This is a genomic window from Roseivivax sediminis, from assembly GCF_900112685.1.
Classification (GTDB): Bacteria; Pseudomonadota; Alphaproteobacteria; order Rhodobacterales; family Rhodobacteraceae; genus Roseivivax; species Roseivivax sediminis.
Genome location: NZ_FOMS01000014.1, coordinates 1 through 25,434, shown reverse-complemented (window position 1 = coordinate 25,434; position 25,434 = coordinate 1). Strand labels below are relative to the sequence as shown.

Below are 25,434 nucleotides of genomic sequence, written 5' to 3'. Positions count from 1 at the left end.
GCCGGTCCATTGAAAGGCGCCGGGCAATCTCCACCTCTCGCACGCGGCCCGGGCCCCTCTGACGACGGATGACCTTCGTGATGTCGGACCGCACCTCTCCGCCCGGTGTCCTTGGCGCATTGGTGTGCCCGTGACCTCCCAGGCGTGATGTGCCGAAAGGTCTCGTATTTGGAATTCTTGCTCCTGCTGGTTCTCGGCAAGCCGCTCTGGATGTGGCTGCTGTTCTTTACGCTCGTCGTCGCGCTTCTTGCTTTCGACCTCGGTGTGCTGCATAAAGACGACCACGAGATCGGGGTCGCCGAAAGCCTCAAGCTCTCGGCCATGTACATCGCTCTGGGTCTATCCTTCTCGGGTTTCATCTGGTGGCAGATGGATGCCGAGGCGACCGCGCAGTATCTGACGGCGTTCGTCGTCGAAAAGACGCTCGCGATGGACAACATCTTCGTCATCGCGCTCATCTTCGGCTTCTTCGCCATCCCGCGAGAGTACCAGCACCGCGTGCTGTTCTGGGGCATTCTCGGCGTGATCCTACTGCGCGGCATCATGATCGGCCTCGGGGCCACAATCGTCGATCAGTATCACTGGGTGCTCTACCTCTTCGCGGCCTTCCTGATCTTCACCGGGATCAAGATGCTCTTCATCGCGGACAAGGAACACAAGATCGAGGAAAATGGGCTGATCCGGTTCCTGAAGCGCCGGATGCACGTGACCGACGAGGTCCGCGGCCATGCGTTCTTCGTGCGCAAATCCAATCCCCAAACCGGGCGCCTCGTCCGCTACGCAACGCCCCTGTTTCTCGCGCTTATCATGATCGAGATCGCGGACCTCGTCTTCGCGGTCGACTCCGTCCCGGCCGTCTTCACGATCACAACCGATCCCTACATCGTCTACACATCGAACATCTTCGCCATCCTCGGCCTGCGCGCGCTTTACTTCGCGTTGGCGGCCATCCTCCATCGCTTCGCTTATCTGAAGTATGCTCTGTCGGTCCTGCTGGTCTTTATCGGCTCGAAGATATTCGTCGCTGACCTCATGGGCTGGGAGAAGTTTCCCCCTGCTTGGTCGCTGGGTATCACCTTCGCGATCCTCGGCGCGGGAGTGACGCTCTCGCTCTGGAAGACGGGCAAGGTCTCGGCCAGCCCGCAGCCCGTTGCTGCCGTGGAGCCGATCCAGAAATGACCATGGATCCGGCTATCGGCGCCGCACCACTCCGCCTTTCGGACGTACTGCGCAAGCTCGAGACAGGGCTCGGCCCCCGCGTTGCACTTGGCGACCTCGTCTCTGGATTGAGTGACCGCGGCTTCGCCCCGCTTTTGGTGCTCTTCGCGGTACCCAACGCTTTCCTCTACATCCCCGGGACTTCGGCCCTCACAGGCGTGCCGCTGATGCTCCTCGCGCTGCAGCTCGTCGTCGGACGGCGGTCCGTCTGGCTGCCGCGCGCTTTGAGTGACCGGTCCGTGGAGCGCGACGGCTTCGCACGGATCGTCCGCCACTCGCTGCCCTGGGTCGAACGCATAGAAGGCCTGGCGCGACCGCGGCTTTGGCCCGGGGGCACCTCCTTCATCGACCCTCTCATCGGACTTGTTTGTTTCGTGATGGCGCTGCTGCTGTTCCTGCCGATCCCGTTTGGCAATGCCGCGCCCGCGCTGGCGATTATCGCCCTGAGCCTCGCGCTCAGCGAACGGGATGGGCTCTGGCTCATTCTGGGGATCCTGACCGCGACCTTCGCCGTGGTATTCGGCGCCGCAATCATTGGTGGCGGCGCGCTCGCTCTCACTCGGATCTTCTGATGGGCAAGGCGGCGGCGTTTACTAGCTTGAATACCATGAAAGATGCGTCTCAAAGCGAGAATGGGCGCGCCCTAGCCCTGATGATCGGCGCGGTCGGCGTCGTCTATGGCGACATCGGGACAAGCCCACTCTACGCGCTGCGCGAGGCACTGCGCCCCGCGGCCCAGGATGGCTTGGCGCCAGGCGAAGTTATCGGTGTGGTGTCGCTCCTAGTTTGGGCCCTGATCCTCGTCGTGACGGCGAAGTATGTCCTGTTCCTGCTGCGGGCCGACAATCGCGGCGAGGGTGGCGTGCTGGCGCTCTATGCTCTCGTCCAGTCTGCCAACCGGCGCGGCGGGTTGGCGATGTTCCTTTTGGCCATTGCCGGCGCTGCGCTGTTCTTCGGCGACGCGATCATCACGCCGGCGATCTCGGTCCTTTCCGCTGTCGAGGGCCTGAAGCTGGTGACGCCGGTCTTCGAACCGTATGTCTTGCCGATCGCCACCACGATACTTGTCGCACTCTTTCTGATCCAGAGCCGCGGGACCGGACTGCTCGCGCGCTGGTTCGGCCCGATCACCGCGATCTGGTTTGCCGCGATGGGGGCCCTCGGCCTGGTACAGGTGATCGAGACGCCGGGTATTCTCGCGGCCTTCAACCCCGCCTTCGCCGTCGGCTTCCTGCTCGAACACGGGCTTGTCGCCCTCTTCGTTCTGGGCGCGGTCTTTCTTGCCGTGACGGGGGCTGAAGCGCTCTATGCCGACCTCGGCCATTTCGGGCGGCGCCCGATCCAGTATGCATGGTTTGTGCTGGTCTTTCCTGGACTGGCCCTCAATTACCTCGGCCAAGGCGCATTGGTGCTGTCGGACCCGGCGTCACTGGACAATCCGTTCTTCCTGCTGGCGCCGGACTGGGCGCTGCTGCCATTGGTGATCCTCGCCACGCTCGCGACCATCATCGCCAGCCAAGCGGTTATTACTGGTGCCTTCTCGATGACCCGCCAGGCAGCGCAGCTCGGCCTTCTGCCGCGCTTTGCTATCCGCCACACGTCGGACCGTGAAAGTGGCCAGATCTATCTTCCCGCGATCAACATGGTGCTTGTTGTCGGGGTCCTGGCCCTCGTCCTGACGTTTCAAACTTCGAGCAGCATGGCCGCGGCCTATGGAATCGCGGTGAGCGGTACGATGCTGGTCACGACGGGGCTTGCAGCCCTGATGCTGCGCAATGTTCGACAATGGTCGTGGGTGGCCGTTGCTCTGGTCATCGCCCCAATTGCCGTCATCGAATGCGCATTCTTCTCGGCAAACCTGCTCAAGGTGCCGCAAGGCGGGTATGTGCCCCTGCTCTTGGGCGCGTGCATCGGCATCGCCATGTGGACATGGTCGCGCGGGACGCTGCAACTCTTCCAGAAAAGCCGCGCGCAGGCCATCCCGCTCGACCGTTTCATACTGCAGATCGACGGCGGTAGTGCCCTGCAAGCTCCCGGAACTGCTGTCTACCTGACCAGCGATCCGGCCGCGACGCCGCCCGCGTTGCTACACAACCTCAAGCACAATCACGTCCTGCACGATCAGATCATCGTTCTAACGGTAGAAACGGGGGAGGAGCCCCGTGTCCCTGCATCCGAGCGCGCAAGGATCGAACCGATCGACGACCGCTTCACGCGGGTCTCGGTTCGGTTCGGGTTCATGGAACCCCCGAACGTGAACCGCGCCCTGGGCGAGCTGCGGAAGGAGCGCCTAGATTTCGAGGGCAGGAAGCTTTCGTTCTTCTTGGGACGTCGCAAGCTCGTGGCGAGTCCAACGGTCGGTATGCCGGTCTGGCAAGATCGTCTCTACATCTTGATGTCGCGTCTCGCAGCGGACCCGAGCGACTATTATCACCTCCCCCGGGATCGGGTCGTGGAGATGGGCTCGCAAGTCGCAGTCTAACACTTCATTGGGTCACTCGCGCCTCCAAGCGTTGAGCATAGAAGGAGTTTTTACATGCTAGACATTTGGCTGCCGATTATCGGAGGGCTTGTTCTCCTGATCGCCGGAGGGGAATTCCTCGTTCGCGGCGCGGTTCAGGTTGCAACAGGTCTCGGTGTTTCACCCCTCGTCATCGGGCTCACCCTCGTTGGTTTTGGAACCTCGACGCCGGAACTCGTCACCTCGGTTCAGGCGGCCATGTCAGACGCGCCCGGCATCGCGTACGGCAACATCGTCGGCTCCAACATCGCCAACATCCTCCTAATCGCGGGCATTGCGGCGATGATTAGCCCGATGGTGGTTGCATCCGCGGCGCTTAAGCGCGACGGCGCGGTGATGCTTGTTGTGGCCGTTGTTTTTGGGCTCGCGGCATTCACAATGCCGCTTGGGCGCATGGTCGGCGTGATATTCATCTCAGCCCTTGCAACCTACGTCTACCTGGCGTTCCGCCAGGAGATGTCGTCCTCGAAATCGGACCACGGCGCGGTCTATGACAAGAGCCTCGCTCTGCAGGAGACGGATGCGGCGCTTGCACCTCCTGCCACGCCGCGGACATCATTCCTGGTATCCGCGCTCATCGCGCTTGCCGGGCTGGCTCTGGTAGTTATCGGCGGGCGGTTTCTCGTGGACGGCGCAGTGTCGCTGGCACGGGGCTTCGGGATCTCGGAGACGGTCATCGGGCTCACCATTGTCGCGGTGGGCACGTCCATGCCGGAACTCGTCACCTCCGTTGTCGCAGGGCTGCGAAAACAGGGCGACGTGGCCTTCGGCAACATCGTCGGTTCCAACATCTACAATATCCTCGGCATCGGCGGCTTTACGGCGTTAATTGCGCCCGGCGCCGTTCCGACGGAAATCGTAAGCTTCGACAACCTCGTCATGATCGGCGTTTCGCTGGCGTTAGTTGGTTTCGCATGGACGGGTCTCAGGGTCGCGCGGTGGGAGGGCGCCGTGCTCCTTGGCGGATACCTGATCTATGTCTATGCGATCTGGCCGTGATCAGAGCCACGCCAGGTGAGCTGCGAGGTTATCTTCTACACGAACAGCTTGTCGATACGCCGCCCGTCCATGTCGACGACTTCAAGCCGCAGGCCCCCGACGCTTACACTTTGCCCGAGCCGGGGCAGTTCACCGGAAAGCTGAATGACCAGACCGGCCATTGTGGTGAAGTCGCCGCTCGGAAGCGCAACATTGAGACGATCGGCAAACTCGTCGGCGATCCGCACGCGTCTCAGACTCGCGGGCAATCTGCGCGATCTCGCGCTGTTCAACCTGGCCATCGACAGCAAGCTTCGCGGCTGTGACCTCGTCCGTCTCAGGGTCGCCGACCTCGTTGTCGGCGATCGGGTACGCGAACGCGGGTCAATGGTTCAGAGCAAGAGGCCGCGTCCTGTTCAGTTCGACGTCACGGAAAACACCTGTGCTTCGACCTCGGCGTGGGTGGCGCGGCCCGAAATGATCGGCTGCGCATTCCTGTTCTCGAGCCGGTTTCATGGAAGACCGCACATCTCCACGCGGCAGTATGCGCGGCTCGCCAGGTTGCGGCATCAACCGGGTGAGCTCGCATCAAGCTCCTCCGGAGGTCGCGCGCCGCCTCACGGATCTGTATGTCCGGAAGGCCTCGATTGCCATGGATCAGACCGAACGAGGCGCGAGCGTCGTTGACCAAAGCTCGGTGTCGCCGGCATCCATCAGACGCACCGTCATCTCGCGCGTTGCGGCATTGATATCGACTAGGCCGAAAAACTGAAGCCCCTCGGAGGGCGGAAGGTTCGCCTGGCCCTCCTGGGGATGCTTGGCGAACCGTACCTCTGGACCAAACGTGTTGTCGTACTCGGAGGGACCGAACGTGCCGGAATGCAGCGGTCCCGAGACGAATTCCCAGAACGGCTGGAAATCCTGGAACACGGCGCGCTCGGGACTGTAATGGTGCGCTGCGGTATAATGCACGTCGGCCGTCAGCCACACCGTATTGCCGATGTCCGCGGCGCGGATGAAGGAGAGGATCTCGGCGATGTCCTGCTCGCGCCCGAGCGGTGGTCCGTCGCCGTTGGCCATGTTCTCGAAATTGTTCTCGCCGTCGCGCACCATCATGCCGATCGGCATGTCCGAGGCGAGCACCTTCCACGTTGCCCGCGATCCGGCCAATTCGCGCTTGAGCCAGGCGAGCTGTTCGGCGCCGAGGAAGGGAGCACCTCCCTCCTGCCGGTTGGGCGAATTGTCTCCGCGATAGCTACGCATGTCGAGGAAGAAGATGTCGAGCAGCGGCCCGTAGGCGACCTTGCGGTATACGCGTGCCGGCTCCACGAGATGCTGCCGGGTCGGCAGCATCTCGTGGAACGCTCGGGCGCCTCGCGCCGCCAGCAGGGCCACGTTCTTCTCGGTGTACCGGTCGTCCTCGAGGATCTCGGCCGGGTACCAGTTGTTCGTCACCTCGTGGTCGTCCCACTGCGCCAGGATCGGCACTTCGGCGTTGAAGGCTCGCACATTGGCGTCGAGGTAGTTGTAGAGATGCTGGCCGCGAAACTCGTCGAGTGTCTCGGCGACCTTGCGCTTGGACGGGGTGACCAGGTTGCGCCAGGTCGAGCCGTCCTCCAGCAGGACTTCCTCCTCCATCGGGCCGTCGGCATAAACGGTGTCGCCCGAATGGATCATGAAGTCCGGCTGATGCTGCAACATCGTGGCATAGGTGCGCATCCCGCCCCGGTCCCGGTCGATGCCCCAACCCTGTCCGGCCGTGTCGCCCGACCAGACGAAGCGGATGTCACGCAATCCGGTTGGCGCGGTGCGGAAATGTCCGGTGAGAGGTTCGGAAATAGCGGTTGGGTCGGAAAGATCCTCCATGCGCACGCGGTAGAAAATCTCTTGGTCCGAAGGCAGCCCATTCATCAGGAACTTGCCTGTTTGGCCGGTGGCCGGGCCAACATTGAGAGCCGGCATCCGCGTTGCATCCGTCATGCTCTCAGTCGTCGCCCATTCGACGAGCATGCGGGCTTCCCGGTCAGCGTGGGCCCAAATCATGGCACTGTCATGGGCGACATCCCCCGACATGATCCCGTGCGCCATAACAGGTCGGGATTGCGCTCGCGAAAGACTCGGAGCCGCGAGCATGGCACTCGCTGCGGCACCGGCGGCGAGTGCCTGCCGACGCGAAAGGATCATTCTGGCCATCGTTCGTCTCCTCCTGCCACGGTACGGATCACGCACAAGCAAGAAGACGTACGTGTCAGTATCGAGACAGGGAGGTGACACTGCGATCAAAATCGAAGCGGACCTCCGTGCACCGAGCAGCGAAAGCCACTTCGTCCCGCATCGGCGGCGCTGAGACGAGACGCAGCGAATGGTGGGTTAGATGCTTCGAGCTGGCGAAGCCTTAAAAAACCGCCTCAGCGATCCGCGCCGCGAAACCTTGTTCTGCGGCTGCGAGCGTCTTCATCGTTGTGAACCGCGCGCTCGCGGGTCTCAGGCGTATAGCGGTTCGCTCTGTTGTCTCGTTCCATAGGCTCCGTCCATACTCACCTCCAGCGAAGCCGAAGCGGTTCACTTCCATGAAGGCGCAGCACGCCGCATCCGTCGAGAACCTTTGAATGAACCGGATCATGCTCATGACAACAAGCCATGTTGTGTTCATGCTTTGTTTCAATAACCGGTTATCCAGAAACTGAGCGCATCCCCCGGCCTCGGGCGCTATATACAATGGCATAGAGAACTTTCGGAGATCACCAGCGACACGCGGCCCGGGCGCTTTCAGCGCCGGGCAAGAGACCCTCGTTCCGACCGCTTCCTTATGCAGCGCGCCGCGTTGGCGCCAACGTTCTGAAAATCCAACGCCTGCCCCCTCCTGCGCCGGACGACCGGCGCGGGTCACATCATCTCGTGCCCTGTCGATGCCGATGGCCACAGGGCCCAACTTCATGAAATGGAAACCGCAGACATGTCTGCAATCGACTTCGCCCTTTCGCCGCACCAGCTTGCGGCACTCGATCGTGCCAAGGCCTGGCTTGAAACCGAAACCGCCGCCAAGCCCGTGCTCCGCCTCTTCGGATATGCCGGCAGCGGCAAGACCACGATTGCCCGCCACATCGCGGCGCTCGTCGATGACGAAGTCGCCTTCTGCGCCGTAACGGGCAAGGCCGCCAGCGTCTTGCGCCAGAGCGGCTGCGAGGATGCCACGACGATCCACAGCCTGATCTACGAACCGCGGAAGACGGCCGACGGCTCGATCCGGTATCACCGCAGGGTCGACGGGGCCGTCTTCTCGGCCCGCCTGATCATCGCCGACGAAGCCTCGATGATCGATGATGATCTGGCCGCCGATCTTCTGAGTTTTGGCATCCCGGTCCTCCTGCTGGGAGACCCTGCGCAGCTGCCGCCCGTCAATGGCGCCGGGGTCTTCGCCGGCGGTGCAGCGGACATCCTTCTGAGCGAGGTGCACCGGCAGGCCCAGGGCAACCCGGTTCTCAGGATGTCGATCGATGTCCGGGCAGGACGTCGCCTCGAGCCGGGCATCTACGGCACGAGCCGCGTGATGCGGGAGGAGGACCTCTGCGAGGCCGATCTCCTGGCGGCCGACCAGATCATCGTCGGGCGCAACGATACGCGCGATACTTACAATTGCATCGTCCGCGCGTTGAAGGGCCACGGCGGCGAGCTCCCGGTTCTCGGGGACCGGCTGGTCTGCACCGCGAACCACAACAGGCTCGGCTTGTGCAATGGGGAGACGTTCGACGTCGTCAGCATGCCCACCGCAAAAGGGGACGATCTCACGTTCTTGATCAGGTCGGTCAGCGCGCCCGGGGAGGATCCGATCGAGGTGACGATCTCCGCGTCGGGCTTCATGGATCCCCGTGCCTCCCAGGTCTGGGAGCGTAACCCGAAGCCGCGCTTCGATTACGGCTATGCGATCACGGCACACAAGGCCCAGGGCTCGCAGTGGCCGAACGTGCTCGTGATCGACGAGAGCGCATGCTTCCAGGACCATGCGGCAAAGTGGCTCTACACGGCCCTCACCCGTGCCACCGAGCGGGTGACCATCGCTCGGTAGCAGCTTGTCAGCGTCTCTATCAGATGTTTCTCCGAGGCCGTCCCAGTCTCCATGGCCTCGGAGGCCACCTTTCGTAAGCCGCACCTTGGGCTCGTGGGCACAGCGGCAGAATTGATCGCCGGAGTTCGCCGGCACCCCGATCCATCCCCATATGCATCCACGGAAGTTCTAGGACATCGCGGGATCCACCCGCGGATCCGTGCGCATAGCGCCTTTCCTCGGGCCCCCGACACAGAGGCCGAAACCGGCGGCGGCAAATGCCCTCAAGCGCGGCCACGCGATCACGATGGCGGACGGACAGATTGCGGCGACTGCGCTCTCCCGGCCGGGGGGCGATGGTCGCCACGCGCGACCGGACGCCCTTCGTGGCCCTCGGCGCGGATGTTCTCGATCCCTGGGCGCTTGGCGGGCCGAAACGTCGCGAGGCCATTGAACGCCCGACACAGAGCCAACACAACGCTCGCTCTTGGCAAAGTGTGACCCGGCCCTTGAATTGCCGGTCTTGGTCGAGCCTGCTTGCAGCCCGTGCCGTGGTCTCGACGCGGTCATTGCCTGTGCGGTGGCGTGGAAACACTCATTTTGCACAACAAGGCATTGATGCTACCGGAAACCGGGTGGCCCAGTCAGGCCACCCGGAGCAGAAGTCAGCTCTTCGGCGCGTTCGGGAAGAAGAGCTGCTGGCCTTCGACCTCGTAGGCGCCTATCGCCTCCTGGCCTTCGGCCGAGAGTAACCAGTCGGCGAACGCCTGCGCCCCATCGATGTTCACGCTCGGACAATGCTCGGGGCTGACCGGGATCACGCCATACTGGTTGAAGAGATCCTCGTCGCCCTCGACCAGGATCTCGTAATCCTGCTTGTTCCCGAAGCTGATCCAGGTGGCGCGGTCGGTCATGACGTAGGCGCCCATGCCGATACCGGCGTTCAGCGTCGCACCCATGCCCGAGCCCGTTTCGCGATACCAGTTTCCGGAGCCCGAGGTCGGATCGGCATCGGCGCCGGCCCAGAGCGACATCTCTTTCTTGTGCGTGCCGCTGTCGTCGCCGCGCGAGGCGAAAGTCGCGCCGCTTCCGGCGATCTGGCTCAGGGCGTCCTGCGCATCGCTCATGCCGCTTACACCCGCCGGGTCCTCAGAGGGACCGACGATGACGAAGTCGTTGTACATCAGGTCCGTCCGTTCGGTGCCGTAACCCGCTTCGACGAAGGCCTCCTCGGCGGGCCTGGCATGCACGAGCAGGAGATCCCCGTCGCAGTTCTCGGCGTTGTTGATCGACTGGCCGGTGCCAACCGCGACGACGTTGACCTGGATACCGCTCTCCTGCTCGAACATCGGCAGGAGATAATCATAGAGGCCCGAGTTGGCGGTCGACGTCGTGGATTGCACGATGATCGACTGGTCCTGGGCGTATGCGGCCCCCGTCAGCAGAAGCGCGGCGATGGAGGTGCAGAAGGTGCGTTTGAGCATGTGGTTCTCCCCTGGTTTTTGACGTTCAGACAACGATGTTGCCGCCGAGGTAGTCCCGGGCCGCCTGCGAAGCGGGTGCCCGGAAGAAGTCCTGCGCCGGTCGGTGCTCCTCCACCCGACCGCGAAACAGGAACACGACATCGTCGGCCATGCGGCGGGCCTGCCCGACATCGTGGGTGACGAAGACGATGCGCACGCCGCGGTCCCGCGCGTCCCCAACGATGCGCTCGATGGCAAGGACGGACGCAGGATCGAGGCTCGCCGTCGGCTCGTCGAGCAGCAGGATCTCGGGATCGATCGCGAGCGCACGGGCGAGCGCGAGCCTCTGCGCCTCGCCGCCCGAGAGAAGCCGCGCCGGCTGCTCCGCCTTGTGCGCGAGGCCGACATGGTCGAGCAGGCGCGGCCCGCGTGCGCGTTTCAAGCCCCGGGCCTTCAGGACGAAGTCGATGTTCGCCGCGACCGAGCGGCGCAGGAGCGTCGGAGCCTGGAAGACGAGGGATTGAAAACGTGTGACCTCCGCCGCGGCATTACCGGCCCAGGCCGCATGTCCTGCATTTGGTTCGATCAGGCCGTGCATGGTCTTCAGCAGGAGGCTCTTTCCCGCGCCATTGGGCCCTAAAAGCATGGTGCAGCCCGGCCCATCGAGCCGAAGATCGAGGCCGTCGAGCACGGCATGGTCGCCGAACCGCAGGGTCAGCCTCTCTGCCACGAAGGGCATAAGGCGGCTTGCGATCGCCGACTTCGTGTCGAAATAGCTCAAAGCTTCTGCGTTTTGCTGCAAATTTTTCTGACCGCCGGGTTGCCCTATCTTCGACACACTGAGCGCTCAGGCCAATAATTCAACATATAAATCGAACTTTGTGAGACTTTCGGCACCTGCGCAATTGCTTGCAGCCCATTAAGCCTTGCATTTGACTGCAAAAATTCCCGTGCCACTATGTCGGCACACAACGACCAACCGAAGCGAGCGTTCATGCGGGGAGGAGCAACATGCGACTATCGACAATACCCATCATCGGGGCAGCGCTCCTGAGTGCTGGTCCTGCGATCGGTCAGGAGACCGTGTCTCTGATCGCGGCCGGCAGCCTGCGCACGGCGCTCGGGCAGGTCGCATCCGACTACGGGGCCTCCACAGGCACGACCGTCGAAACGAGGTTCGGACCCTCCGGGCTCATGCGGCAGGAGATCGAAGGCGGTGCGGCGGCGCATGTCTTTGCGTCCGCGAACATGGCCCATCCGCGCAGCCTGGAAGAGGAAGGTCGCGGCGGCCCGGTGGCGCTCTTCGCCCGGAACCGTCTTTGCGGGATCGCGCAGCCGGATCTCGATGTCACCTCCGAGACCCTTCTGGACGTCATGCTCTCCGAGAACACGCGCCTCGGCACCTCGACGCCCGGTGCCGATCCGTCGGGGGATTACGCGTGGGAGCTCTTCGGAAAGGCCGAAGGCCTGAGCCCAGGCGCGCAGGAGGCGCTTGAAGGGAAGGCGTTGCAGCTGACCGGCGGGCCGGACAGCGAGCCTGCGCCGGAGGACCACAACACCTATGCCTGGGTGATGGAGAACGACCGCGCGGACCTGCTCCTGACCTATTGCACCAACGCCGTGCTGGCGCAGCGCGAAGTGCCGGACCTGCAGATCGTGCAGGTGCCCGGGGCGCTCTCCGTGGGTGCCGATTACGGGCTGATGGTGCTCGATGGCGCGCCGGACGCCGCTTGGCGGCTGGCGTTCCACATCCTCTCGCCTGCCGGACAGGCCGTGCTCGCGGATTACGGATTCGATGCGCCAAGCCTGCCGAAGGAATGACGGCATGATCTTCCGAACGCTCGTCGCCTTCGCGCTGCTTGCCGCGCCGGCAACCGCGCGGACCGTCGCGGTGCTCGACCGGATCGCGTCCCTGACCGGGAGCGGTCGCGGCGTGATCCTGTCCACGCATGACCCAGATCAGGCGCTGGCGCTTCAGGCGCGCGTGCTTGCGATGTCGGCGGGACGGATGTTGGCCGAGGGCCCGGCGGTGGAGGTCCTGACGCCCGCGCGCCTTTCCGAGATCTACGGCGTCCCGCTGACAGTCGAGCGCACGGCCGATGGACGCCGCGTTTGCCTGCCAGCGCTTCAGTCCTCGGCGGCCGCCATTACATGAGACCTCTTAATGGCCGCATAGTGTCCTTGCCTGAGACGAGGCCAAGTCTTCGACGGAGGCGTTGGTGTTCATCAAGGCGATGAGCGCCCAGCCACCGACGTCGATCTTCCCCGTGACCTTCACCGCACCTTTTTCGATTTTCTGGGGGCGCGCCAAACGACACTGCGCGCAAGATGACTCCGGGCCGGGATTTGAACATGTCCGAGACCGAATGGCGCCCCCCGGTGACGGGGCGCCGCGCAGCCCGGAAATGACCTTCCTGGGCTTCTGCCGGAAGTGGTTCGAGAAGCGCGGCCGGCCCTAGTCGCGCTTGCTCCGCTCGTCGTGCCATACCATGAGCTTTACCGCGATCAGGGTGGCGACCGGGATGGCGATGCCGACAAGGCCGACCTGGACTTCAGGGCTCATGCTTTGTCCTCCGACAGGTACCTCAGAATGTAGAGCGCTACGCCGTGCGCGCCAACCCCGATCGCGACATAGGCCCACAGCACGGGCTCGGCCGATACCACCGGCCGGATCAGCGCGAAGCCGATGAAACCGATGGCGACGTTGTTGTTGAGCGTGGCAAAGAGCTTGATGCGCTCGTCGCGAACCTTGGGGCGCATAACACGTCCTCAGTTGTGGTAGAGCCAGATGAACGGATTGTCACCGATGCCGTCGAGCCTACGCCAGCTTCCCGTTCTCCCAGAGGTGTCAAAAATGCCGCCTGATCCTGTCCACGCACAGGGGGGCGCTCCACCGAGGATGGCAAGCAGGTGGTGTTCCAGTCGCGCGGCTCGGTGCCGCAGTCGAGAGTGGGCGGGTGATCATCCCGCCGCTCGACTCTGACGTCTACGCCATGGCGCGGCAGGCCGCGCCGGGCTGGGACGTTCGGATGATCGAGGCCGAGTGGCGGAGCTGGGTGACGGAGGTGCCGCGCAGCCCGGAGATGGCCTTCCTCGGTTTCTGCCGCAAATGGTATGACAAGCGCGGGCGGCCCTAGTCCGGAACCCGGGCGCCTTCCAGCGCGTCGGCATCCGGCACCCAGATCACGCGCATGTCGACGGCGGTTTTCTGACCGCACCTGGCGCATCGTGCAGTATGTCCTTGTGCCGCGTGGTGCGGTTCATCGGCCAGCGCACGGTATCGTGGTGGCCGCAGGCGCAGAGGACCCAGAGAGCGCGGTAGCCGGAGCTCACCGGTTCTTCGACTGATCCAGCTTGTCGAGGCGCCGGCCTTCCCAGTGCGCCCAAGCGATAGCCGCGCCGGCATAGGTGAAGCCGAACACGGTCAGGATCGTCAGCGTGATGAAGGTGTCGCTCATGGTTCCTTCCTCAATCTGCCTAAAAGATAGTGCCCAAGGCCGTGCAGGGCAAGCATGGGCGGAACGAAGACCAGGAACACGTAGAGACCCTGCAAGGCTTCGCGAAAGGCGACGAGGGAGACGCCAACCGCGACCGCATTGCAGAGGATCACGCTCGACTTGATCCGCTCGTTGTAGATCGTCGCGGGATCGGCTGGCTTCATTCCCGTTCTCCCACGCCGCGGTGCCGCCAGGTATAAGGCGAGCAGCCGATCGCGGCCGGACTGCCTTCGATCCTGCGCCGCTCGACCTTCTCGAACCACACCCAGTCGCCGTTGTCGAGCCGGACGGGGTGCCAGGCAAGCAATGGCTTGTCAGCGACTCTGGGGGGGCATGCTGGAGCGCGTTTGGGGGCTCCGGGGCGGAGGGATAGCCGGAGAGGTGTCAGCGCGCTCCACGGGGCGTTTTTCGAGGGGTGGCGCTGGAGCGGCGTCGGACAGGGTGCGGACAGGGCACGCGGTGGGCCCCTGCCCCGCGCCGTGCCTACCCGGCAGGGGCTCTTCCCATGGACGACCATGGGTGTCCGTGCGCATCCGCGGACGTGTCTGGGCACCCATGGGTGTAGGCGGCAGCGTCCATTCCTCGCCCCGGAGGTGGCGGAAATGAGAACGAAACGTGAAAATATAGGCTGTGTCGCCCCGGAGGTGTATGGTTCCGGAGAATACAACCTAAGGTATAAACCGAGCCGTCTATCGTAAATACTTACTACTTCTTACCTACTACTTCTTACTTCTTTACGATGAACGGACTTCGGATCTCGTCCGGGACCATCATCCTCACCTCCGGCAAGACCTCTTCCGGTCCGACGTGGCCGCGTGCTGCTGCTGCTGAGAGGGAAAAGGGTCCGGAGAGACGCCGCGCCCGGGGTGCTGGACTGGCTGTCTCTCCGGCAGGTAGCGGACTTAGGCCCATCACCGCAGCAATCGAGAGATGCGGCCTCGGCTCACCGGGAGCGTGCTGGCCGCTACGACGCTGGACCGTGCGTCGAACTGATGTCTTACGATAGCACTGGCTTTTCAGGGGTGCGAGCGGCGTCGGGAGGCTTGTGACGGTGTCCGGGGCTCCGGGGCGTCCATGGATGCGCGTGAGTGTCCATGGATGCGCGCGGAGTGGGCAAGGTGTCCGCGGTGGCGTCTGGTGATCCGTGGAGGTGGCGCCGCACAACTCCACCTGCCAGACACGCTCGCACCAAGCACGCACTCCGGGGCGCACCTGACGCCCTACACCAAGCACGCACTCCGGGTGCCCCTCGTCTACACGCGCACTCTCCGGCAAGCATCCTCTCACGCACTGCCCTCTACGCGCTCCGGTGCCCCTCTGCACGCTCTCTCACGCTCCGGTGCTCGTCTGCGTCTGGTCTCTGCCGATCATGCCCTCTTGCGCGTCTAGCTGTCGGGCTATCTAGCTGCATAGCTACGGTCATGTCTGGGAGCGTCGTAGAGCGTCACCTGATGCTGTCCGTGAGTTCTGCGCTCTCGGTGTCGGTGTGCGTCTGGGTGTTCAGACGTGCTGTAGCGCGATTTTTCGGGGGTCTAGTGATGATTTCGCTTCACGGATATACCCGAATTTTTGGTGACAGGTTTTCCGGTCCTCTTGTCAGGTTTGGAGTCATATAAACCTGACAGATCCGGGGCTGCGCAGGATCGGGCGACCGGTTTACTGACGACCGAAACCTGACAGCGGACCGGTTTGGGGAGCGTCAAACCTGACAGGGCGACCGGTTCGCGCAGGTTTTGGCAGGTTGGTAACCCGTGATCTGTTGGAATCACGTATTTAGTCGCAAGGCGGGTCGGCGAAAGCTGTTGATCCGGGCGCGCTGATCCCGGACACACTGGCGGTCAGACCCTTGCCGGGTCGCGACCCCGGGAAAGCGTCGTCCCTCAGAAGGCCACGTCGCGCGGCGCGGCCCCTGCGCGGGGGGTGTCTCTCCCCTGCCCTCATCGGCCGGAAAGCTCATCAGATGCTCGGCAAAGCTTGGCCGCTCGGCCCGCGCACCCGCCACAAGCCGGTGATACTCATCGGCGGCGAGGATCACCACGGCCAGCTTACCCCGCCGCGACACCTCCTGAGGTCGTCCGGCGAGAGCGGCATCGACAAGCGCGCTGAAGCGGTTTTTGGCATCCTCAAGATTGATCATGGCACGGCTCCTGGCCAGCTAGCTGGCCAGATCACAGGTAGGCCGATCCACGGGCTGGAGCAAGGCGGGGCGATGCCCTCAGCGTGCTGACGGCAGAGACACCTCTCGACGCGGCGGACAAGTTCCAGAGATCCTCTGCACCGGATCAGGCGGCCGTCAGGCCACCACAAGATCTGGTAGCTGATGTGTCAGCGGGATAATCACCATCCGTGAAGCCAACGTCACAGCAGGATGGGGCACGACGCTAACAGGCCACAAATATGGCCGAACGTCTCGCGGGAAAGGACGCGAATGCTGTCCGGGCTGGCAACCGCAAGGGTCGGACATGACCGTCGCGGTTGCCATGGATAATCCGATCCCGAGCTACAGGCCGCTGGTCGCGGCAGTCGTGACGGTCACGGAATGTTCGTCGATGGAAGTACCCTTGCGCGCCTCGGGCCGGTTGGTTGCGCCGCCCCGATCTCCCGAGGCCTTCGGTGCAGCGCCGCCCCTCATCTGCAAGGCAAGTGCTACCCCCATCCCGAAGGCGGCGACGAGCGTGGAGGCGGCCGCCGTGTTATCGACCGGCCTGGCCGCCTGCAGCGCGTGCAGATCCGCCTCGAGTTTCCGCAGGCGCGCTTCGCGCTTATCAAACCAGATCATGGTCTTGACCATCGCGACGCTCGCGAGCGCGAGAGCGATGCCGGCGAAGGCGACCTGGACTTCCGGGGTCATTCCGTTTGCTCCTTCCTGGTGCGGTTACCGTGGCCGGATGACCAGAGCGCCAGCCGGAGAGCCTGAACGGCGCGCAAGGTGGGGCGGGGCACGTCTCCATCACAGATGTCGCGCAAGAAGCCGACCCACGCGTGTTCGGCCGGTGTCAGTTCGAGGCGATGATCTGGTTGCTGGAAAGTGTTCATGTTCTCGTTTTCCATCCTTGTCACCGGCCAAAGATCGCATTGATTGCCGCGCGAGCCCGGCGTGTCAGCCTCGGATCGGAATTGTCGGATGCCTCACGAATCGCCAAGAGCCAGCCGATCTCGTTCTCCGTGACGACCGCGCCGAAAATCTCGTCGATCGCCGACTGCAGCGTTTCGTAACCGTGCTGCTCGATCGCCAACCTAAAGAGATAGCGGGGGTCGACATCGAGCGCCCTGGCCAGGCCCGGAACGCGATCAAGCGCGAGTTTCCCGTTTCCCGCCTTAAGCTGCGAGAGGATGTTGGGATTCACGTAGCCGGCTTCGATCGCGACCTGGCGCTGCGACTTCACGGGCGAGAGTTCGGCGAGGCGCCGGTCCAGAAACCGGGCGAGCCGGGAATTTTCGTTGGGGTATTTGCGTGCCACTTGGTGGTCTCCAATAGACGCAGCGTCTTGCTGCTGCATCACGTGTAGCGACGGCGATAACGGGAACGCGTTGGGTTCTGGCGGGAGCCATCCTGCCTTGCAGATCCTCGGCTTCAGGCTCGGCACGAGGACCAGACCCGGTCGCGAACAGGCAGGCGGAGACCGGTTCCACACTAACTCTCGGGAGGCTACCTGCCCGGGCCTTGTCGACGGGCGTGCGGATTGTCGACCTGCAAGTCGGTCAGCAGAAGGGACGCTCCTGTCTCGTTGACCGATGCCCTCATGCGGATTAGCTAAGTGTTGGCTAGGCAAGATAGGGTAAGCCGATGCAGGCATCCGTGCATGAAGCCAAGACGAACCTCTCGCGCCTGCTCGAAGCGGTGGAGCGAGGCGAGCGCGTGATCATCACCCGGAACGGCGTGCCTGCGGCAGAGCTCATTCCGGCCCAACCTCGCCGCGTGAGGATCGGCAGCCTCGGAGATGTCGTAGGCCCGCCGCCCGATACGTTCCTGGCGCCCATGAGCGAGGATGAGCTGGCAGATTGGGAGACGGTGTGAGCGGCCTTCTGTTGGATACCAACGCCTTTGCCATGGCCCTGACAGACGATCCGCGCCTGGCCGCAACGGCACGGGACCGGATATCGGCGACGGTGCGCGCTGTTCTATCCGCCATCAGCTTCTACGAGATCGGTCAGAAGGTCCGGCTCGGGAAGTGGCCGGAGATGGCCCCGCATGTTGCCGGCCTTGCAGAACGCGCGCGCACCGACGGCTTCGAGGTACTTCCTTTGAGTCCGGCGGCCGCGCTGGCAGCGTCGGTGATGGAGTGGGATCATCGCGATCCTTTCGATCGGATGATCGCCACCGTCTCGATGCAGGAGAAGCTGCCGCTCGTGTCCTCCGACGCCGTGTTCGACGAGTTGCGCATCTCCCGCATCTGGAATTGAGGCGACCCCACAGAAAGCCGTGCGTCGATCAGATACGATTGTCTGGTCTCAAGGGATGGGTTGCCCCGCAGGTTCGGCCCGGAAAGGCCGCACGGACGGCAGAGGGTGGCGCCGAGCGCAGATCACGGTCCGGGGGTGTATGGATCATCTCCGGACAACCGCGCGATCTCGTCCTGGATCTGCGGCCACCGCTTGCGCATACTGTTACGATCCCATGTTACCGACATTCCGGTCCGGATGCTCGTGAGCAGAAGGATGCCTGCCATGTTGAGACTGGCAGCCCGTTCCTTGTGCGTCATGGACCGGGCGTCTGGCAGGCGATTGAAATGCTCGGCCGCAAGACGGATGTTCCGGTCGCGCCTGACAAGGTTGCTCGTCACTCCCCTGCGCTGCTGTTCCCGGCTCAAGCGGCCACGGCGCTTCTTTGCCTCCCGTAGCCGCACCAGAGCCTGTGAGGCAACCTGGGCCTTCGATTTCGCGTCGCTTTCGGCCTGCGCTTTGAGCACTTCTTCCCGAAGGCGCGTCCTGCCTACGTAACCGAGATCGACTGCGTAAACGCGGATACCCCGGTCATGAAGATAGGCAACCGTCGGAAGCCACCTCGAGAGCCTGTCGACGCGGAGCACGAGGATGGCCGCGTTCTGTGTCTGCGCGACCCGGATCGCCTTCTGCAAACCGGGGCGGTTCTCGGAGCCCGGGCCGTATGCGGACATCTTGTCGATGGTGACATCGATAACCTCCATCCGGTTGCTCCTGGCATAGATCTGCATCGCCACGAGCTGTTCCTCGAGGCTCGACGAGTCGATGGACTGCTTCGTCGATGAGACGCGTGCGTATAGGATGACACGGCGGCGTTTCGGGAGGAGAATTTCCGTAGGTTCGGAAGTGTGGTTAAACACTGCTTAACGTCCTGTATACGCTGTATAAAGCGTGAGGTTGTCGGGGGGTGGCTGCGAGTGTTGTAGCTCGGTCTTGTGAGCCGCGCTTGCAGGTCTCTCCTGACCGACCATGCCGGACCGCTTGGACCGGTTGGACCAGCTTGATATCGCTGATCTTTACTGGTCCACGCGGTCCCGGCCTTCGAGGCAGGCCGCACAACGGCGCCCTTGAAGTTACCGAACCGGGCCCGTCATGATCCGGCATCCTCGTCGAGGATCCGCGAGCGCACGGCATAGGTGCGCGGGCGGCCCGGCACGTTACGCCCCATCCGATACTGACAGGTCCTGGTATCGTTGCACTGCAGGAGGCCGGCCGCGCGCAGCAGGCGTGCCGCTTCGACCGGATTTCCCCCAGCGTGAATCTGCCGCCATGTCTCGGGCAGAAGATAGTAGATCTCCGCGTCACGCCAGCCGTCGAGCAATGGCTGACCGCTCACCCCGACAGGCAGCAACCGGCTGGTCGCAGAGGCACGCAGATATGCCCGCGTCCGATCGAGAACCGTATCGACCTCGCTCTTGGTGGCGCGATCGGCCCCACGCACCCAAAGACCGACGAGCTCGAGCATGGCGTTGTATGCGGTACCACTCGGCCACCCCGTCACCCCGGCACGCGAGGCCAGTTCTCCAGCCAAGGCACATACGCCGAAACGTGTGAGCATCCGCATAGTCTGCCCGTCGCTGGACAACCCGAACCGTTTGATGGCTGCCGTGCAGAATGACTGCATGTAACGGCGCAAGACCTCGCGCTTTTTAAGCGTCGGTATCAGAGATGCAACGAACGCTGCCCCGGCGTGGCCATAGGCTTCCGCTGCGAAACGCGACAGTGCCTCGGCGAACTCCCTGGCGCCAGCCTCACCATGCAGGGTATCGAAGGCGCCATAAGCCCGGCCCTCCACGTTGAGATCGAGCAACCGCACTTCCTGGCCCGCATACGTCGTGCGCCTGCCTATAGCCATATATTCTTGAAATGAAATCTCTCCGTTCGAGAGAAGCGCCACGTGCCAGCGGGCGGCGTTCCGGGCGGTGCCGTCACGCCCCATGCGCTGCTTGGGACGGCCGTTCGCGAGAACATAGACAGCTTCGCCGGCAACCCGAGGACTAAGCGCTTCGCCGATCTCGTCGAGCGCGAGCAGCATCCCGCTGCGTGAGGCCGCGCTGGCTTCGAGGCCATTATCGGTCGCGCGCCAGCTCAGGAACCCGGTTGGCGAGCCCCACACAGACAGGGCCACGTCCATCAACGTCGACTTTCCACAGGTCGATGCGCCCCAGAGATGAAAGCCTCCGCCCCCGAGACCGAGCGGCTGCAGAAGAGGCCCCGTAAGCGCCTGGCAGACAGCGAGAACGGGTACAGGATTCCCGAGACAGCGCGAGGCCACCTCGGCCTTCCATGTCTCCGGAGAGCCCTTTTCAGGGCCGGAGCCGGAGGCCTGCGCAAGCCGGGTGACGACGGGCGTGTTTCCGAGAACCCGGCCGTCCGGCAGCACAAACGTCTCGTAGCGCTCATCGACCCACCCGTGGGCGTCGACCAGAAGAAGGCGGCGATCGGGGCGCCAGGCACGCAGCAGCGCCTTGAGCGCCTTGTCCGCCTGCTCGTCAGGCTCCGTCACAAGGCCCTGGTCGACCAGCGTGGCGAGGATTTTCTGCGGGGCAACCGCGAACGATGCTTCCTCGATAAAAACCTTGTGCTCGTGTCCGGCGCTGTCTTCAAACTCGACCACACGCGCCCAGCCCCCCCCATCGGAGCGGCAGCACGTCGCGCTCACACGGAACGGGGCACAGAGGCGGATCGTCTCGAAGTGACCGTCGTCATCGACCTGGTCCATCCAGATCCCATCGTCGCGCAGATGGTAGCCTTTTGGCAGACCGTCGGACCGGTCTGTCGGGACCGGATCGGCTTCGGCAGCCGGGTTCACAAACGGGACGACGTTCCGCGATGCGGCAACGGGCTCCCAAGCGGGTGAGTTCATCTTTCTGTCTCGTATGAAATTACCGTGGCGCCGCACGGGATCACGTCCATCGTGCGACTTATCTCCTGTATAGCGCTGGCACTGCCGGGATGACCGCAGTTTGTGAAGATGGCTCAGAGTCAGGTCGAAACGCTCCGGGCGCGCGGCAACGTAGCTCCCAGCTTGCATAACGTCGGGCGAGCAGGTTCTTCACTAGGGCCGGCAGATGTTTCGCGTGCGAAACGCCCCTGCCCTTTCTGGTGGGTGTCAGCGCAGCCGACCTGACCATCGCCGTCACAATCGTCAGCGAAGGCGCCTTGCGCATGTCGTCGGTGTTCAACTTGAAGGTCACGCCAAGGATTGCGACGCTCTTGCCATTGAAACCCCATCCAGAGGTCGACCATGCAGCATTTGACCTCCTCCTTAATCTGGATGACCTGCCCGCCCTGGCAGGGTCTTGGCCGATCCACGCAAGCGTCTTGGTGTCGGGCGTGCCGACGGCGATGAAGGCTGCGATGGCGGTCGGCAGGTGGTGGGTGAAGGTCAGCTGGCCGTATTATCCCCGCACGTAGATATCCTCGTAGCGGACGATGTCGTCCTCGCCGACATAGGTGCCTGTCTGCACCTCGATGAGGACCATCGGCACGCGGCCGGGGTTCTCCATCCGGTGCACCGCGCCGAGCGGGATGTAGACGCTCTCGTTCTCGGTCACGAGTTTCACCTCGTCGTCGATCGCCACGCGGGCGGTGCCCTCGACCACGATCCAGTGTTCCGAGCGGTGGAAGTGGCTCTGCAGCGACAGCGACGCGCCGGGGTGGACGAGGATGCGCTTGACCTGGAAGCGCCCGCCGACGACGAGGCTCTCGAACCAGCCCCAGGGGCGGTGATCCTTGGGGAAGGCGACAGCCTGGTCGGCGCCCTTCTGCTTCAGCGCCGCGACCGCCTCCTTGACATCCTGCGCGCGGGACATGTCGGCCACCAGCACCGCATCGTTCATGGCCACGGCGATGAGGTTCTCGAGGCCGATCCCGACGACCTCGAGCCGCTCGTTCTCGGACCTCAGGAGCGTGTTGCGGCAGTCGATCGCGGTGGCATGCTGCGAGGTCACGACGCCATCCGCGTCCGGTCCGCTCTCGCGCCAGACAGCGTCCCAGCCGCCGAGATCGGACCAGGCCGCATCGAAGGGCACGACGGAGAGATTCTGCGCCTTCTCCATCACCGCGTAGTCGACGGAGATGTCCTCGCACCCGGCCCAGGGGCCCGGGGCGAGGCGCAGGAACCCCAGGTCGACCTCTGCCTCGTCGAGCGCCGCGCGCACCGGACCCATCAGGGTGGGCGCATGGCTTTCGAAGGCCGCGATCATGTCGGCGGCGCGGAAGAGGAAGATGCCCGCGTTCCATTGGAAGGTGCCGGCCTCCAGCATCTCTGCGGCACGGGCCTCGTCCGGCTTCTCGACAAAGCGCGAGAGCTTCACCGGCATCCCGGCGCTGTCCGGCTGGCCGGACAACTCGAGATACCCGTAGGCGGTTTCGGGATGGGTCGGAGCGATGCCGAAGGTGACGAGATCGCCGGCCCGCACCGCCTCGAGTCCGCGCACCACCGCGGCGCGGAAGGCCTCTGTATCCGGCACCACGTGGTCGGACGGCGCGACCAGAAGGATCGCCTCGGGATCGGTCCTGGCGGCGTGCAGCGTTGCGGCGAGCACAGCCGGGGCTGTGTTGCGGCCTTCGGGTTCGATCAGCACCGGGCCGGGATCGATTCCAGCATTGGCCAGCTGCTCGGTCACGATGAACCGAAAGTCGGAGTTGGTCAGCACCGTGGGCGGGGTGAAGGCGATCTCGTCGGTTTCACCCGAAAGGCGCTTGGCGGAGGCCTGAAAGAGCGTTTCCTCGCCCATCAGAGGCGCAAACTGCTTAGGATAGCTCTTGCGGGACAAAGGCCAGAGCCGCGTGCCGGATCCACCGCACAGAAGAACAGGGGTCAAGGTGGTTTGCGACATATATCATTCTGCCAATGAGTGCGTTCAATTTCGATTGGGTAGCCAAGTCGCCAAATTTTCACAACGGCTCCGCAAGATTTTTCTGCGTCGCGGCGTGTATTGGTCGCGATTTACCTAAAAGGCAGATTCCTTTGCGATTTTCGAAGCGGACGACAATATCGCGGGGGGCGATGGGATGTTCGGTGTCCCCACGCTCTTTGTTCGGCCACGTGCATGATTTTCTGAGGAATCGGAGTGCCGCCAATCGAGATGCGTCGGCATGTGGGGGCGGCAACGCGAATCCAGCCGGAAGCCGGCTCAGAGAAAGGTGATGTCGTCGAGCCCGAACTCGGCCGCCGTCACGCCTTGCACGAGGATCGTGTGTCCGCCCGCCTGCAGGGACACGCCGGGAGCGCCCTCGACCGTGACATCCGTGAGGTTCAGCGCGTCGAGATATCCCGCCAGACCGCTTTGTGGGGAACTTTGCACGCCGCTGAGGCGGATCCGGTCGATCCCGTCCTCGAAGCCCAGAACGACGTCCGTCTCTCCCGCCACGAGGTCGTTGAAGACGAAGAGGTCGGCCCCGGCTCCCCCGTCCAGGGTGTCATCGCCTTCCCCGCCGTTCAGAGTGTCGCGGCCCTCGTCCCCCTCGAGCCGGTCGTTGCGCCCGCCGCCGGCCAGGAAATCGTCGCCGGCACCGCCCTCCACGACGTCGTCGCCCTCGCCGCCGCCGATGGCGTCGTCGCCCGTGCCGCCGAGCAGCGTATCGCGGCCGGTGCCGCCGCCGAGGCTGTCGTCGCCGGACCCGCCCTCGAGCCTGTCGTCCTGGTAGCTGCCGCCCATCGTGTCGGCCCCGCCCCCCCCGAAGAGCCGATCGTCGCCTGGCCCGCCGGCCACGACATCGTCGCCCGTTCCCGCCAGGACCGTATCGTCGCCGAAGCCGCCGCCGACGGTATCGTTGTCGGCGCCGCCTTCGATCCGGTCGTGGCCGATGCCGCCGCCGATGAAATCGTCGCCCTCGTCGCCGTAGATGGTGTCGTTCCCGTCGGAGGCCGAAATCACGTCGTCCCCGGCGCCCCCGCGCAGCAGATCGTCGCCTGCGCGGCCGAGCAGCGTGTCGTCGCCGCCGTGACCGCCGATCGTGTCGTGCCAGGACCCGCCGGCGAAGCGGTCGGCGAACTCCGCGCCGACGAGCCGTGTCGACTCGTCGATGGAAAGCGACTCCAGCTCGTTCTCACCCAGGCTGACATCGGCAAACACGAAGGTCTCGATATTGGAGAGCCTGTCCCAATCGTCGGCAGATCGCACCAGAATGTCGGAGCCGTCCCGGTAGATCGTGACTAGCTGGCGCGGCGTCTCGAAGACCGCCGTGTCGGTGCCCGCCTCACCATTGAGCGTGTCGTCGCCGGGACCGCCGACGAGGGTATCGTTGCCACGGTCGCCCAAGAGGCTGTCGTCGCCGGTGCCGCCACGGATGACGTCGTCGCCGAGATAGCCGTCCAGGGTGTCGGCACCGGGGGACCCGAAGATCTCGTCAGATCCGTCGGCGATGAGCCGGTAGGCGCGCGCCGAATTTTCCGCCTCGAGGCTCCAGACGAAGCGCCGCGCATCCGCTTCGAGTCCGGTGGATTCGAGGACGACGGTATCGCCGAATTCGAGGGTAAAAGTCTCCAGATCGCCGAAGACGAACCCGTCGGAGTCGATGTCGAAATCGCCTTCGTAGATCGCTCTGCGATCTCCGTCTTTTACGGCGATCCTGGAATTTCCCACCTCCTGCAACTCGCCCTCGAGGAGAAACATCTCATCGAGAGAGAGGGGGACGTGATATCTGAGGACCGCCATCGACACTTCCTTGCGTTCGACTTCGAATCGCGCATGCGCCGCTGCACCAGATCATGGGGGCGGGCGGAACCGCAATATACTGGGGTCTGTGCGCGCGGCCCAGTCGCGCCGGTGCGGGCGATCGCGCAAAAACCGGTCGGAGCTGCGGGGCCGGCTTCGTGCCAGTGTAAAGACCCGGCTTTCTTGTTTCCGCGACCGACAGGAGAAAAGTGCCGGAAATATGCGGGCAAAACTTGCCTGAAAAAATGGCGAACCGCTGAGGCCGGTCACCGAGTGTGGCGCCGTTTCCACATATCGCATGCAACGGGGCCGGGGGGCGTGTCACCCGGGCCGCGCGGACTTCCGCCGGTCCCCGCGATGTGCCAGCAAGGGCCCGTTCGGCCAATACAGGATTGAGCGCATTCGGGTCCGGAGAGAACCACTCCGGCCCGGATATGTCGAAGATCACAGATTCCGGAGAGCGCATGCCTCGTTTCCTCACCCTCACAGCCGCGCTGCTCGCTGCGGTCGGCACCGCGGCGATGGCCGACGGCCCTGCCGAGATGGAGCCCTCGCTCGTCATCCCCGAGACCGCGATCGAGCAGTCCTGGAACTTCACCGGCCT

At 64.0% G+C, this 25,434-nt stretch carries 26 protein-coding genes and 2 pseudogenes; 12 read left to right on the top strand and 16 right to left on the bottom strand.

The window, feature by feature from the left end:
* The first annotated feature begins 168 nt into the window (after window positions 1-168).
* The 4 genes from F3H57_RS18505 to F3H57_RS18490 are packed head-to-tail and all read left to right on the top strand — an operon-like array spanning window position 169 to window position 4,738.
* Complete coding sequence (locus F3H57_RS18505) at window positions 169-1,179, top strand: TerC family protein (protein ID WP_149757807.1); 1,011 nt, start codon at window positions 169-171, stop codon at window positions 1,177-1,179.
* Window positions 1,176-1,790, top strand: a complete 615-nt coding sequence (locus F3H57_RS18500) for an exopolysaccharide biosynthesis protein (protein WP_149757805.1) — start codon at window positions 1,176-1,178, stop codon at window positions 1,788-1,790. Before F3H57_RS18505 ends, F3H57_RS18500 begins: the two co-directional genes overlap by 4 nt.
* Entirely contained in the window at window positions 1,790-3,700 is a 1,911-nt protein-coding gene (locus tag F3H57_RS18495; RefSeq protein ID WP_223163137.1) for a potassium transporter Kup, read from the top strand. The genes F3H57_RS18500 and F3H57_RS18495 overlap by 1 nt, the downstream gene beginning before the upstream one ends.
* Before the next feature lie 54 nt (window positions 3,701-3,754).
* A complete protein-coding gene (locus F3H57_RS18490; protein WP_149757803.1) occupies window positions 3,755-4,738 on the top strand; it encodes a calcium/sodium antiporter in 984 nt (327 codons plus the stop codon).
* Window positions 4,739-4,773: 35 nt separating this feature from the next.
* Here F3H57_RS18490 and F3H57_RS18485 read toward each other — a convergent pair whose 3' ends face one another.
* A complete protein-coding gene (locus F3H57_RS18485; RefSeq protein WP_223163136.1) occupies window positions 4,774-4,965 on the bottom strand; it encodes a transporter associated domain-containing protein in 192 nt (63 codons plus the stop codon).
* Between F3H57_RS18485 and F3H57_RS22620 the strand changes: the two are divergent.
* Window positions 4,898-5,278: pseudogene (locus tag F3H57_RS22620) on the top strand (hypothetical protein); the annotation flags it as partial. The gene F3H57_RS18485 and the pseudogene F3H57_RS22620 overlap by 68 nt on opposite strands.
* A 96-nt stretch (window positions 5,279-5,374) precedes the next feature.
* Here the strand turns inward: F3H57_RS22620 and F3H57_RS18475 are convergent.
* Window positions 5,375-6,790, bottom strand: a complete 1,416-nt coding sequence (locus F3H57_RS18475; RefSeq protein WP_223163149.1) for an alkaline phosphatase D family protein — start codon at window positions 6,788-6,790, stop codon at window positions 5,375-5,377.
* A gap of 883 nt (window positions 6,791-7,673) precedes the next feature.
* On the opposite strand from F3H57_RS18475, the gene F3H57_RS18465 reads away from it, so the two are divergent.
* A complete protein-coding gene (locus tag F3H57_RS18465) occupies window positions 7,674-8,783 on the top strand; it encodes an ATP-dependent DNA helicase (RefSeq protein WP_188129739.1) in 1,110 nt (369 codons plus the stop codon).
* A 644-nt stretch (window positions 8,784-9,427) separates the two neighbouring features.
* Here the strand turns inward: F3H57_RS18465 and F3H57_RS18460 are convergent.
* Window positions 9,428-10,246 carry a substrate-binding domain-containing protein gene (locus F3H57_RS18460; protein WP_149757796.1) on the bottom strand — a complete coding sequence of 273 codons (819 nt, stop codon included), beginning with the start codon at window positions 10,244-10,246 and terminating at the stop codon, window positions 9,428-9,430.
* A 25-nt stretch (window positions 10,247-10,271) separates the two neighbouring features.
* Window positions 10,272-11,006: an ATP-binding cassette domain-containing protein gene (locus tag F3H57_RS18455; protein WP_223163135.1), complete on the bottom strand. Its 735-nt coding sequence runs from the start codon at window positions 11,004-11,006 to the stop codon at window positions 10,272-10,274.
* Between the two features lie 230 nt (window positions 11,007-11,236).
* Between F3H57_RS18455 and F3H57_RS18450 the strand changes: the two genes are divergently transcribed.
* From F3H57_RS18450 to F3H57_RS18440, 3 genes are all read left to right on the top strand, one after another.
* Entirely contained in the window at window positions 11,237-12,046 is an 810-nt protein-coding gene (locus F3H57_RS18450; protein WP_149757794.1) for a molybdate ABC transporter substrate-binding protein, read from the top strand.
* A gap of 4 nt (window positions 12,047-12,050) precedes the next feature.
* Window positions 12,051-12,380, top strand: coding sequence for an ATP-binding cassette domain-containing protein (locus tag F3H57_RS18445; RefSeq protein ID WP_149757792.1), 330 nt, complete (start codon window positions 12,051-12,053; stop codon window positions 12,378-12,380).
* A gap of 64 nt (window positions 12,381-12,444) precedes the next feature.
* On the top strand, window positions 12,445-12,684 hold the full coding sequence (locus F3H57_RS18440) for a hypothetical protein (protein ID WP_149757790.1): 240 nt from the start codon (window positions 12,445-12,447) through the stop codon (window positions 12,682-12,684).
* A 100-nt stretch (window positions 12,685-12,784) separates the two neighbouring features.
* Here F3H57_RS18440 and F3H57_RS18435 read toward each other — a convergent pair whose 3' ends face one another.
* The gene (locus F3H57_RS18435) at window positions 12,785-12,985 is read right to left on the bottom strand and encodes a hypothetical protein (RefSeq protein WP_149757788.1); all 201 of its coding nucleotides are present in this window, start codon (window positions 12,983-12,985) and stop codon (window positions 12,785-12,787) included.
* Between the two features lie 197 nt (window positions 12,986-13,182).
* Between F3H57_RS18435 and F3H57_RS18430 the strand changes: the two genes are divergently transcribed.
* Window positions 13,183-13,362, top strand: a complete 180-nt coding sequence (locus F3H57_RS18430; protein WP_149757787.1) for a hypothetical protein — start codon at window positions 13,183-13,185, stop codon at window positions 13,360-13,362.
* Window positions 13,363-13,554: 192 nt separating this feature from the next.
* On the opposite strand, the gene F3H57_RS22830 is transcribed toward F3H57_RS18430, so the two are convergent.
* The 6 genes from F3H57_RS22830 to F3H57_RS18405 all read right to left on the bottom strand — a co-directional run bounded on the left by F3H57_RS22830 (window position 13,555) and on the right by F3H57_RS18405 (window position 17,183).
* Window positions 13,555-13,683: a hypothetical protein gene (locus F3H57_RS22830; protein ID WP_262504527.1), complete on the bottom strand. Its 129-nt coding sequence runs from the start codon at window positions 13,681-13,683 to the stop codon at window positions 13,555-13,557.
* Window positions 13,680-13,886: a hypothetical protein gene (locus F3H57_RS18425; protein WP_149757785.1), complete on the bottom strand. Its 207-nt coding sequence runs from the start codon at window positions 13,884-13,886 to the stop codon at window positions 13,680-13,682. The genes F3H57_RS22830 and F3H57_RS18425 overlap by 4 nt, the downstream gene beginning before the upstream one ends.
* A 1,601-nt stretch (window positions 13,887-15,487) precedes the next feature.
* Window positions 15,488-15,859 (bottom strand): type II toxin-antitoxin system Phd/YefM family antitoxin, encoded by a 372-nt coding sequence (locus F3H57_RS18420; RefSeq protein ID WP_316633686.1) that lies wholly within the window; start codon window positions 15,857-15,859, stop codon window positions 15,488-15,490.
* A 363-nt stretch (window positions 15,860-16,222) separates the two neighbouring features.
* Entirely contained in the window at window positions 16,223-16,573 is a 351-nt protein-coding gene (locus tag F3H57_RS18415; protein WP_149757783.1) for a hypothetical protein, read from the bottom strand.
* Complete coding sequence (locus F3H57_RS18410; protein WP_223163134.1) at window positions 16,570-16,773, bottom strand: hypothetical protein; 204 nt, start codon at window positions 16,771-16,773, stop codon at window positions 16,570-16,572. Before F3H57_RS18410 ends, F3H57_RS18415 begins: the two co-directional genes overlap by 4 nt.
* A 5-nt stretch (window positions 16,774-16,778) precedes the next feature.
* Window positions 16,779-17,183 (bottom strand): XRE family transcriptional regulator, encoded by a 405-nt coding sequence (locus tag F3H57_RS18405; protein WP_223163133.1) that lies wholly within the window; start codon window positions 17,181-17,183, stop codon window positions 16,779-16,781.
* 326 nt (window positions 17,184-17,509) lie between these two features.
* Here F3H57_RS18405 and F3H57_RS18400 point away from each other — a divergent pair, with 326 nt between their 5' ends.
* A complete protein-coding gene (locus tag F3H57_RS18400) occupies window positions 17,510-17,740 on the top strand; it encodes a type II toxin-antitoxin system Phd/YefM family antitoxin (protein ID WP_149757779.1) in 231 nt (76 codons plus the stop codon).
* Window positions 17,737-18,126: a type II toxin-antitoxin system VapC family toxin gene (locus F3H57_RS18395; protein ID WP_149757777.1), complete on the top strand. Its 390-nt coding sequence runs from the start codon at window positions 17,737-17,739 to the stop codon at window positions 18,124-18,126. The genes F3H57_RS18400 and F3H57_RS18395 overlap by 4 nt, the downstream gene beginning before the upstream one ends.
* Before the next feature lie 122 nt (window positions 18,127-18,248).
* Here the strand turns inward: F3H57_RS18395 and F3H57_RS18390 are convergent, their stop codons facing one another.
* From F3H57_RS18390 to F3H57_RS18370, 5 genes and pseudogenes are all read right to left on the bottom strand, one after another.
* Entirely contained in the window at window positions 18,249-19,025 is a 777-nt protein-coding gene (locus F3H57_RS18390; protein WP_149757775.1) for a recombinase family protein, read from the bottom strand.
* Window positions 19,026-19,255: 230 nt separating this feature from the next.
* Window positions 19,256-21,031 carry a DUF927 domain-containing protein gene (locus tag F3H57_RS18385; RefSeq protein WP_188129738.1) on the bottom strand — a complete coding sequence of 592 codons (1,776 nt, stop codon included), beginning with the start codon at window positions 21,029-21,031 and terminating at the stop codon, window positions 19,256-19,258.
* A 261-nt stretch (window positions 21,032-21,292) separates the two neighbouring features.
* A pseudogene (locus F3H57_RS22895) lies at window positions 21,293-21,395 on the bottom strand (UDP binding domain-containing protein); the annotation flags it as partial.
* A gap of 171 nt (window positions 21,396-21,566) precedes the next feature.
* Complete coding sequence (locus tag F3H57_RS18375; protein ID WP_149757769.1) at window positions 21,567-23,009, bottom strand: mannose-1-phosphate guanylyltransferase/mannose-6-phosphate isomerase; 1,443 nt, start codon at window positions 23,007-23,009, stop codon at window positions 21,567-21,569.
* A gap of 297 nt (window positions 23,010-23,306) precedes the next feature.
* Entirely contained in the window at window positions 23,307-24,830 is a 1,524-nt protein-coding gene (locus tag F3H57_RS18370) for a calcium-binding protein (protein WP_149757767.1), read from the bottom strand.
* Between the last annotated feature and the right edge of the window lie 604 nt (window positions 24,831-25,434).

What these genes read in the sequence shown, in the direction of transcription:
- F3H57_RS18500 (WP_149757805.1), top strand. Translation starts at nt 1,176, where the DNA reads ATGACCATGGATCCGGCTATCGGCGCCGCACCACTCCGCCTTTCGGAC.
- F3H57_RS18495 (WP_223163137.1), top strand. Translation starts at nt 1,790, where the DNA reads ATGGGCAAGGCGGCGGCGTTTACTAGCTTGAATACCATGAAAGATGCG.
- F3H57_RS18490 (WP_149757803.1), top strand. Translation starts at nt 3,755, where the DNA reads ATGCTAGACATTTGGCTGCCGATTATCGGAGGGCTTGTTCTCCTGATC.
- F3H57_RS18475 (WP_223163149.1), bottom strand. Translation starts at nt 6,790, where the DNA reads ATGTCGGGGGATGTCGCCCATGACAGTGCCATGATTTGGGCCCACGCT.
- F3H57_RS18465 (WP_188129739.1), top strand. Translation starts at nt 7,674, where the DNA reads ATGTCTGCAATCGACTTCGCCCTTTCGCCGCACCAGCTTGCGGCACTC.
- F3H57_RS18460 (WP_149757796.1), bottom strand. Translation starts at nt 10,246, where the DNA reads ATGCTCAAACGCACCTTCTGCACCTCCATCGCCGCGCTTCTGCTGACG.
- F3H57_RS18450 (WP_149757794.1), top strand. Translation starts at nt 11,237, where the DNA reads ATGCGACTATCGACAATACCCATCATCGGGGCAGCGCTCCTGAGTGCT.
- F3H57_RS18445 (WP_149757792.1), top strand. Translation starts at nt 12,051, where the DNA reads ATGATCTTCCGAACGCTCGTCGCCTTCGCGCTGCTTGCCGCGCCGGCA.
- F3H57_RS18435 (WP_149757788.1), bottom strand. Translation starts at nt 12,985, where the DNA reads ATGCGCCCCAAGGTTCGCGACGAGCGCATCAAGCTCTTTGCCACGCTC.
- F3H57_RS22830 (WP_262504527.1), bottom strand. Translation starts at nt 13,683, where the DNA reads ATGAGCGACACCTTCATCACGCTGACGATCCTGACCGTGTTCGGCTTC.
- F3H57_RS18425 (WP_149757785.1), bottom strand. Translation starts at nt 13,886, where the DNA reads ATGAAGCCAGCCGATCCCGCGACGATCTACAACGAGCGGATCAAGTCG.
- F3H57_RS18420 (WP_316633686.1), bottom strand. Translation starts at nt 15,859, where the DNA reads ATGATCAATCTTGAGGATGCCAAAAACCGCTTCAGCGCGCTTGTCGAT.
- F3H57_RS18415 (WP_149757783.1), bottom strand. Translation starts at nt 16,573, where the DNA reads ATGACCCCGGAAGTCCAGGTCGCCTTCGCCGGCATCGCTCTCGCGCTC.
- F3H57_RS18410 (WP_223163134.1), bottom strand. Translation starts at nt 16,773, where the DNA reads ATGGAAAACGAGAACATGAACACTTTCCAGCAACCAGATCATCGCCTC.
- F3H57_RS18400 (WP_149757779.1), top strand. Translation starts at nt 17,510, where the DNA reads ATGCAGGCATCCGTGCATGAAGCCAAGACGAACCTCTCGCGCCTGCTC.
- F3H57_RS18385 (WP_188129738.1), bottom strand. Translation starts at nt 21,031, where the DNA reads ATGAACTCACCCGCTTGGGAGCCCGTTGCCGCATCGCGGAACGTCGTC.
- F3H57_RS18375 (WP_149757769.1), bottom strand. Translation starts at nt 23,009, where the DNA reads ATGTCGCAAACCACCTTGACCCCTGTTCTTCTGTGCGGTGGATCCGGC.
- F3H57_RS18370 (WP_149757767.1), bottom strand. Translation starts at nt 24,830, where the DNA reads ATGGCGGTCCTCAGATATCACGTCCCCCTCTCTCTCGATGAGATGTTT.